At 57.2% G+C, this 8,337-nt stretch carries 7 protein-coding genes, 1 tRNA gene and 1 pseudogene; all 9 read right to left on the reverse strand.

All coding sequences use genetic code 11. The annotated features are described in order from the left end of the window. Positions 1-87: 87 nt before the first annotated feature. Positions 88-4,200: a DNA-directed RNA polymerase subunit beta gene (gene rpoB / locus PHS32_RS06650; RefSeq protein WP_301078132.1), complete on the reverse strand. Its 4,113-nt coding sequence runs from the start codon at positions 4,198-4,200 to the stop codon at positions 88-90. A 267-nt stretch (positions 4,201-4,467) separates the two neighbouring features. Next, positions 4,468-4,842: a 50S ribosomal protein L7/L12 gene (gene rplL, locus PHS32_RS06655; RefSeq protein ID WP_301078134.1), complete on the reverse strand. Its 375-nt coding sequence runs from the start codon at positions 4,840-4,842 to the stop codon at positions 4,468-4,470. Positions 4,843-4,886: 44 nt separating this feature from the next. Continuing rightward, entirely contained in the window at positions 4,887-5,411 is a 525-nt protein-coding gene (rplJ, locus tag PHS32_RS06660) for a 50S ribosomal protein L10 (protein WP_301078135.1), read from the reverse strand. Positions 5,412-5,682: 271 nt separating this feature from the next. Further along, positions 5,683-6,378 (reverse strand): 50S ribosomal protein L1, encoded by a 696-nt coding sequence (gene rplA / locus PHS32_RS06665; protein WP_301078136.1) that lies wholly within the window; start codon positions 6,376-6,378, stop codon positions 5,683-5,685. Continuing rightward, entirely contained in the window at positions 6,379-6,810 is a 432-nt protein-coding gene (gene rplK, locus PHS32_RS06670; protein WP_301078137.1) for a 50S ribosomal protein L11, read from the reverse strand. Positions 6,811-6,993: 183 nt separating this feature from the next. Continuing rightward, entirely contained in the window at positions 6,994-7,602 is a 609-nt protein-coding gene (gene nusG, locus PHS32_RS06675; RefSeq protein ID WP_301078138.1) for a transcription termination/antitermination protein NusG, read from the reverse strand. Then, positions 7,602-7,985, reverse strand: a complete 384-nt coding sequence (gene secE / locus PHS32_RS06680) for a preprotein translocase subunit SecE (RefSeq protein ID WP_301078139.1) — start codon at positions 7,983-7,985, stop codon at positions 7,602-7,604. The genes nusG and secE overlap by 1 nt, the downstream gene beginning before the upstream one ends. A gap of 110 nt (positions 7,986-8,095) precedes the next feature. Continuing rightward, positions 8,096-8,171 (reverse strand) — tRNA-Trp (locus PHS32_RS06685). A gap of 8 nt (positions 8,172-8,179) precedes the next feature. After that, positions 8,180-8,337 (reverse strand): annotated as a pseudogene (gene tuf / locus PHS32_RS06690) (elongation factor Tu); the annotation flags it as partial.

Below are 8,337 nucleotides of genomic sequence, written 5' to 3' on the forward strand. Positions count from 1 at the left end.
TTGCTCACTTGGTGTGGCAGCGGTCTGTCCCGCAAGGTCCCACTCTTGGTTGAGGACAGACTTGATCCGTCCCGCAAAATATCGGGCTTAGCCACGTTCCAGCTCGATATCAATACCGAGTGAGCGAATTTCCTTGACCAGCACGTTGAACGACTCCGGCATGCCGGCGTCGATCGAATGTTCTCCCTTGACAATGCTCTCGTAGACCTTGGTCCGACCTTGTACGTCGTCCGATTTGACGGTAAGCATTTCCTGCAAGGTGTAGGCAGCACCGTAGGCCTCCAGCGCCCAGACCTCCATTTCACCGAAACGCTGGCCACCGAACTGTGCCTTGCCGCCCAGCGGCTGTTGCGTCACGAGGCTGTAAGGGCCGGTGGAGCGGGCGTGCATTTTGTCGTCAACCAGGTGGTGCAGCTTGAGCACATGCATGTAGCCGACCGTCGAGGGGCGTTCGAACGCGTCGCCGCTTCGACCGTCAAACAGATTGGCTTGCGTGCGGGCCGCCGTCAGCCCCTTGGCCTTGACAATGTCGTCGGGGTAAGCCAGCTTCAGCATGGTGCGGATTTCTTCCTCCGAGGCGCCGTCAAAAACCGGCGTGGCGAAGGTGGCGCCGGCACTCAGGTTGCCCGCCATCTCCAAAATTTCGCCATCGCTCAACTTCGACATGTCCTCCTTGCGGCCGGAACTGTTGTACAGCGTCTCCAGGAATTTGCGCAAGTCCGCCAGTTTGGCCTCTGCCTGCAGCATGTCGCCAATCCGTTGGCCGATGCCTTTGGCGGCCCAGCCCAGATGCACCTCCAGCACCTGTCCGACGTTCATCCGCGAGGGCACGCCCAAGGGATTGAGAACGATATCGCAAGGCGTTCCATCCGCCATGTAAGGCATGTCTTCGACCGGAACGATCTTGGAAACCACGCCCTTGTTGCCGTGCCGGCCGGCCATCTTGTCACCCGGTTGCAGACGACGCTTGACGGCCAGGTACACCTTGACCATCTTCAACACGCCGGCTGGCAATTCGTCGCCCTGGGTCAACTTCTTTCGCTTTTCTTCAAAGGCCAGATCGAAGCTGTGACGGGTCTGCTCCAGGGAGTTCTTGATGCTCTCCAACTGCGAGGCAATCTCTTCATCGGCCGGTCGAATGTCAAACCAGTGGAACTTGTCCACCGAAGTCAGATACGCCTTGTCGATTTTGCTGCCTTTGGCGAGCTTTTGCGGGCCGCCGTTGGCCGGCTTGCCGATCAACAATTTCTCGATGCGGTCAAATGCGTCGGCTTCCACAATGCGCAGCTGGTCGTTCAAATCAAGACGGAAACGCTTGAGTTCGTCATCGATGATCTGCTGCGCGCGGCGGTCGCGCACAATGCCCTCGCGGGTGAACACCTGGACATCGATCACAGTCCCTTGCGAGCCTTGATCAACACGCAGTGATGTGTCCTTCACATCACTGGCTTTTTCGCCAAAGATGGCGCGCAGCAATTTTTCTTCCGGCGTCAGCGTGGTCTCACCCTTGGGGGTGACCTTGCCCACCAGCGTATCGCCGGGCTGAACTTCGGCACCCACATAAATGATGCCTGACTCGTCCAGGCGATTGAGTTGTTGCTCGCTCAGATTCGGGATGTCGCGGGTGATTTCTTCGGACCCCAGTTTGGTGTCACGCGCCATCACCACCAGCTCTTCGATGTGAATCGAGGTATAGCGGTCGTCCGCCACCACACGCTCGCTGATCAGAATCGAATCCTCAAAGTTGTAGCCGTTCCAGGGCATGAACGCCACCAGCATGTTCTGACCCAGGGCCAATTCCCCCAGGTCGGTCGAGGCGCCGTCGGCAATCACGTCACCCTTGGCCAGTTGATCGCCCTTCTTGACGATCGGCCGCTGGTGAATATTGGTGTTCTGGTTCGAACGCTGGTATTTGATCAGGTTGTAAATGTCGACACCCACCTCGCCGGCCTGCGCTTCGGCGTCGTGGACACGAATCACAACCCGGGTTGCGTCAACATAGTCGACCACACCGCCGCGGGTGGCGGTCACGACAGTACCGGAGTCAACCGCCGACACGCGTTCGATGCCGGTCCCGACGAAGGCTTTTTCCGGCCGCAGGATAGGCACTGCCTGGCGCTGCATGTTGGCGCCCATCAAGGCACGGTTGGCATCGTCGTGCTCCAGGAAGGGCACCAGGGAGGCCGCCACCGACACGATCTGGGCCGGGGACACATCCATGTACTGGACACGGTCCGGACCCACCAGAATTGACTCGCCGGCTTCACGGGCAGAAATCAGTTCGCCCGTCAATTTACCTTCCTTATCCAGCGCCGCGTTGGCCTGCGCGATCACATACTTGCCTTCCTCGATGGCCGACAAATAGTCGATATCCATGGTGACCTTGCTGTTCACGACACGGCGATAAGGCGTTTCAATGAAGCCGTATTCGTTGAGCCGGGCGTACAGCGCCAGCGAGTTGATCAGGCCGATGTTGGGACCTTCAGGCGTCTCAATCGGGCACACCCGACCGTAGTGCGTGACGTGCACGTCGCGCACCTCGAAGCCGGCGCGCTCGCGCGTCAGACCACCCGGGCCAAGCGCCGAGACACGGCGCTTGTGGGTAATTTCCGACAAGGGATTGGTCTGGTCCATGAACTGCGACAACTGCGAAGCCCCGAAAAACTCTTTCAGCGCCGCCGAAATCGGCTTGCTGTTGATCAAGTCATGCGGCATGAGCGGCTCTTGCTCGGCTTGGCCAAGGCGCTCCTTGACGGCCTTTTCAATCCGCGCCAAGCCGGTGCGATACTGGTTTTCGGCCAACTCGCCGACACAACGAACGCGCCGGTTGCCGAGGTGGTCGATATCGTCCACTTCGCCCCGACCATTGCGCAAGTCGACCAGAATCTTGACCACGGCGAGGATGTCCTCATTGGTCAGAACCATCGGACCGGTCGATTCAGGACGACCCATCTTGGCGTTGAATTTCATGCGTCCGACACGCGAGAGATCGTAGGTGTCGGGGTTGTAGAACAAGCGCTGAAACAGCGCCTGCACCGCATCTTCGGTCGGCGGTTCACCAGGGCGCATCATGCGGTAAATGGCAACCCGCGCGGCAAACTCATCGGTCGTCTCGTCGCTGCGCAGGGTTTGCGAAATGTACGCCCCCTGGTCCAGTTCATTGGTGTAAATGCACGGCAAATCCTGCACCCCTGAAGCGCGCAGTTTCTTCAGCAAAACCTCCGACAGTTCCTCGTTGGCCTTGGCCAGAATTTCGCCGGTATCGGCATCGACGATGTTGCGCGCAACCACGCGGCCGATCAGGAAATCCTCGGGCACGCTGATGTGCGTGGTACCGGACTGATCGAGTTCGCGGGTGTGACGCGCGGTGACCCGCTTGTCTTTCACGACGATCACCTTGCCGCTCTTGTCGGTGACATCGAAACGAGCCACTTCGCCGCGCAAACGCTCGGCCACAAACTCCATCTGGGCACCACTGTCCATCAGACGGAAGTTGTCGTTGACGAAGAAGTTCGCCAGGATCGACTCATGGTTCAGACCGATGGCCTTGAGCAGGATCGTGACCGGCATCTTGCGCCGACGATCGACGCGGAAGTAGAGGATGTCTTTCGGATCGAACTCGAAATCGAGCCAGGAGCCACGGTAGGGAATGATGCGGGCCGAAAACAGCAGTTTGCCCGAGCTATGCGTCTTGCCCTTGTCGTGTTCAAAGAAAACCCCCGGCGAGCGGTGCAACTGGGAGACGATCACGCGCTCCGTGCCGTTGATGATGAAAGAGCCCTTGCCCGTCATCAGGGGCACTTCGCCCATGTAGACTTCCTGCTCCTTGACTTCCTTGATCACCTTGTTTTGCGAGGTCGAAGACTCGCGGTCGTAGATGAAGAGTTGCACCTTGGCCCGCACGGCAGAAGCAAAAGTCAGACCGCGGGTCTGGCATTCACGCACATCAAACGCCGGTTTGGCCAGGTTGTATTCGAGATACTTCATCTCGACAAAACCATTGTGGGAAACAATCGGGAAGGCCGCTTCAAAAGCCGCTTGCAAGCCTTCCGCGGTCCTCTTTTTCGGGGCAACGTCGGCCTGCAAGAACGCCGTGTAGGCGTCTTTTTGCATCTGCAACAGGTAGGGAATTTCGAGCACGCTGTCGCGACTGCCAAAATTTTTGCGAATGCGCTTGCGTTCGGTGTATGTGTAAGCCATGAGATCTCCGGGCAAAGACTAAGGATTCCTGGGTACTTCTTGGTGATTGGCCACTACCAATCATTGGCGGACGGCTGCACATTGCGTGCAACCCGAACCAAGGCATCTTCTGCAGTCGGGGTCAGAAGACACTGAAAAACGCCTTTCGACTTTTGGGTGAGCGTTTGGCTCACCCCAAAACCCCCAAAGAGGCGTTTTTCGGTGCTCTCTTACAAGCGCCAAAGGCTGGGGCCCTTTTGGAGCACCCAGCCCTTGTTGAAAGGTCGATTACTTCAGTTCGGCCTTGGCGCCGGCTTCCACCAGCTTCTTCAAGGCGGCATCGGCGTCAGCCTTGGAAATGCCTTCCTTGACGTTCTTCGGAGCGCCATCCACCAGGTCCTTGGCTTCCTTGAGGCCCAGGCCCGTGATTTCGCGCACGGCCTTGATGACCGACACCTTGGCCGCGCCGGCTTCCAGCAGGACAACGTTGAACTCGGTCTTCTCTTCCGCCACCGCCGCCGCAGCGCCGCCGCCGGCCGCCGGCGCTGCCATGGCGGCAGCGCTGACACCAAATTTCTCTTCGATGGCTTTCACCAGTTCGTTGAGTTCCATGACCGTCATGCTGTCCAGCGCGGTCAAAAATGCGTCTTTATCGAATGCCATTTTGATTTCCTACAGTTATTTTGATTACTACATGCAGCGGGCCATCAGGCCGCAACTGCCTCAGCGGGCGCATCCTGCGCGGCGCCACCATTTTTTTCCGCGACCGCGGCCAGCACACGTGCTATGCGCGAAATCGGGGATTGCATCAAGCCCAGCAATTGCGCCAGCAACACTTCCTTGGAAGGAATGCTTGCCAACTGCTTAACGCCGTTTACGTCCAGTACTTTTCCGCCATATGCCCCCCCGCGAATCACCAACTTGTCGTTGGTTTTCGCAAAGTCGGCCACCACGCGCGCGGCAGCCACTGCATCTTCAGAAAAGCCATAGATCAGCGGCCCGGTCATCAGGTCGGACACAACTTCAAATCCGCTGCCCGCGACAGCACGACGCGCCAAGGTGTTTTTCAACACACTCAGGCTAACGCCATTGCTGCGCGCGGTGGAGCGCAATTTAGTCAAGTCAGCGACCGTGATGCCACGGTATTCCGCCAGCACGAGCGTTTGAGCTTTTGCGGCGAGGCCAGTCACATCACTGATGACCGCTTCTTTCTCACTGCGATTAAGACTCAAGGTCTACTCCTTTTAAATGTGCCTGTCAGCTTGCGCCTTCAAACACGCTACATTGCAGCGATCAACTGTTTCGGAAAACCAATTCCATCTGCAGCGGGATCGCCATCTGCGTTGGCCCCAGGCTTGGGCGAGCGCCCCAGCCCATCGATTAAGTACCTACCCGTATCGCTACGGCCGGCACGCCAACGGTCTTGGATGACTCGTCTTGGTCTTGCGACCAGGACGACCCACCACATCAAGCAGCTCTTTCGAGTCGCTTAAATTACTGCCATTACGCCGCGATGGTTTGCATGTCCACACGGACACCCACACCCATCGTTGACGAAACCGCCACCTTCTTCAAATAAACACCTTTGCTGGTCGCCGGTTTGGCCTTGGTCAAGGCATCCACCAAAGCTGCCAGATTGCCCTGCAATTTGTCGTTGTCAAACGAACGGCGACCAATCGTGGAGTGAACAATACCGGCCTTGTCGACGCGGAACTGCACTTGACCGGCCTTGGCGTTCCTTACTGCCGTTGCCACATCAGGCGTCACGGTACCGACCTTGGGATTCGGCATCAAACCACGGGGACCCAGTATTTGCCCCAAGGTACCGACGACACGCATGGCATCGGGCGCCGCAATCACCACATCAAACGGCATGTCGCCGGTCTTGATTCTGGCCGCCAGATCATCCATGCCAACGATGTCGGCGCCTGCTGCCCTGGCTTCTTCAGCCTTGGCGCCCTGGGCAAACACCGCCACCCGCTTGGTCTTGCCGGTGCCGTTGGGCAACACGACAGCGCCGCGCACAACCTGGTCTGACTTCTTGGCATCGATACCGAGCTGCACCGCCACATCGATCGACTCATCGAATTTGGCATTGGCACACTCTTTCACGATACCCAAAGCATCCACCAGGGGATACAACTTGTTGGAATCAACCTTGCCCTTGAAGGACTTTTGTTTCTTGGTCAGTTGTGTCATTTACACGCCCTCCACATTCACACCCATCGAGCGGGCAGAGCCGGCGATGGTACGAACCGCGGCGTCCATGTCGGCCGCAGTCAGGTCCTTCATTTTGGTTTTGGCGATCTCTTCGAGTTGAGCGCGCGTGACCTTGCCAACCTTGACGGTGTGCGGTGTGGCGGAACCCTTGTCGATCTTCGCGGCCTTCTTGATCAGAATCGACGACGGGGGCGATTTGATGATGAAAGTAAAGCTCTTGTCCGCGAAAGCGGTGATAACCACCGGCAGCGGCAGACCCGGCTCGATACCCTGGGTCTGGGCGTTGAACGCCTTGCAGAACTCCATGATGTTCAAGCCACGCTGACCCAATGCCGGGCCGATCGGGGGTGATGGGTTGGCCTTGCCTGCTGGAACTTGCAGTTTGACAAAACCGACGATTTTTTTCGCCATGTATTTCTCCTTGCGGGTAATGACGCCCGGACCGTGCTATCGAATCTGCCGGCCCTGGCTCCCCGGGGTTAACGACTCACTATTTACATTCGCACCGAGTCGGGAAATGCGAATTACTTAATCAGTTGAGGACAGAGCAAAAAAGCTTTGCATTTCTTGGTCTGTCCCACAATGTTTCAGGTTTTAGGTTTTCTCGATCTGGGAAAACTCAAGCTCTACCGGCGTGGCGCGGCCGAAAATCGTCACCGCCACACGGACCTTGCTCTTTTCATAGTTGACGTCTTCCACCGATCCATTGAAATCGGTAAAAGGCCCTTCCTTGACACGCACAAACTCGCCCACCACAAATTCGACTTTGTGCCGCGGCTTCTCGGTGCCTTCCTGCATCTGGGAGACAATTTTCTTGACCTCCGCCTCCGAAATGGGAGACGGATGAGTCTTGGCGCCACCAACGAAGCCGGTGACCTTGTTGGTGTGCTTGACCAGATGCCAAGTGTCATCGTCCATCACCATTTCGACCAGCACGTAACCCGGAAAGAACTTGCGCTCGGTGGTTTTTTTCTGGCCATTCTTGATTTCAACCACTTCCTCCATGGGAACCAGAATGCGACCAAATTTATCCTGCATGCCAGCACGGTTGATACGCTCGATGATGTTGCGCTCGACGGCTTTCTCCATGCCCGAATAAGCATGAACCACATACCAACGAAGATCAGGATTGACCGGCGGAGTCGCCAGCACCTGGGCTGCCGCAAGCGGTTCGACCGAAGGGGTTTCTACAACATCATTCATTACTTTTTCCACCCCAGAATCAGGTCATAAAACAGCCATTCAAGCGTTTTATCGGTAAGCCAGAGAAACAAGGCCATCACCAGCACGAAAGCAAACACATAAGCCGTCATCTGCACCGCCTCCTTGCGCGCTGGCCAGACAACTTTTTTAACCTCGCGCCAGGCATCACGACCAAATGCATAGAGCGCTTTGCCCGGCTCGGAGGTGAAAAACACCACGGCCGCCGCCGCAATCCCCAGCAGCAGTGCACCCCACTGGACCAGCTGCCCCTGTTTGCCAAACAAATAAAAGGCCGCCAGCGCCGCGACAACCAACGCCGCCGTGGCAGCAAGCTTGGCCTTATCGACTCCGGTACTGACAGTTTGAACTTGTGGGGTGGCCATTTTTCTCTATCTCGCGCTTCTTTATGTCAAATCAAAATCAGCCGTCTTGAGACGCTGAAGCCCGCTATTCGCATAGCGGGCTTGGAATCCACCTTCTCTACACAGTCAGGTGGCAGGGGCGGAAGGAATCGAACCATCAACCTTCGGTTTTGGAGACCGACGCTCTGCCAATTGAGCTACGCCCCTACATCTAATCAAGCAATAATCTTGGCCACCACACCCGCGCCCACCGTCTTGCCACCTTCACGGATGGCAAAACGCAGACCTTCTTCCATCGCGATCGGGTTGATCAGCTTGACCGTGATCGATACGTTGTCGCCCGGCATCACCATCTCTTTGCCTTCCGGCAACT

It is taken from the genome of Rhodoferax sp. (assembly GCF_028714215.1).
In the GTDB taxonomy this organism is placed as follows: Bacteria; Pseudomonadota; Gammaproteobacteria; order Burkholderiales; family Burkholderiaceae_C; genus Rhodoferax.

What these genes read in the sequence shown, in the direction of transcription:
- rpoB (WP_301078132.1), bottom strand. Translation starts at nt 4,200, where the DNA reads ATGGCTTACACATACACCGAACGCAAGCGCATTCGCAAAAATTTTGGC.
- rplK (WP_301078137.1), bottom strand. Translation starts at nt 6,810, where the DNA reads ATGGCGAAAAAAATCGTCGGTTTTGTCAAACTGCAAGTTCCAGCAGGC.
- secE (WP_301078139.1), bottom strand. Translation starts at nt 7,985, where the DNA reads ATGGCCACCCCACAAGTTCAAACTGTCAGTACCGGAGTCGATAAGGCC.
- rplA (WP_301078136.1), bottom strand. Translation starts at nt 6,378, where the DNA reads ATGACACAACTGACCAAGAAACAAAAGTCCTTCAAGGGCAAGGTTGAT.
- nusG (WP_301078138.1), bottom strand. Translation starts at nt 7,602, where the DNA reads ATGAATGATGTTGTAGAAACCCCTTCGGTCGAACCGCTTGCGGCAGCC.
- rplL (WP_301078134.1), bottom strand. Translation starts at nt 4,842, where the DNA reads ATGGCATTCGATAAAGACGCATTTTTGACCGCGCTGGACAGCATGACG.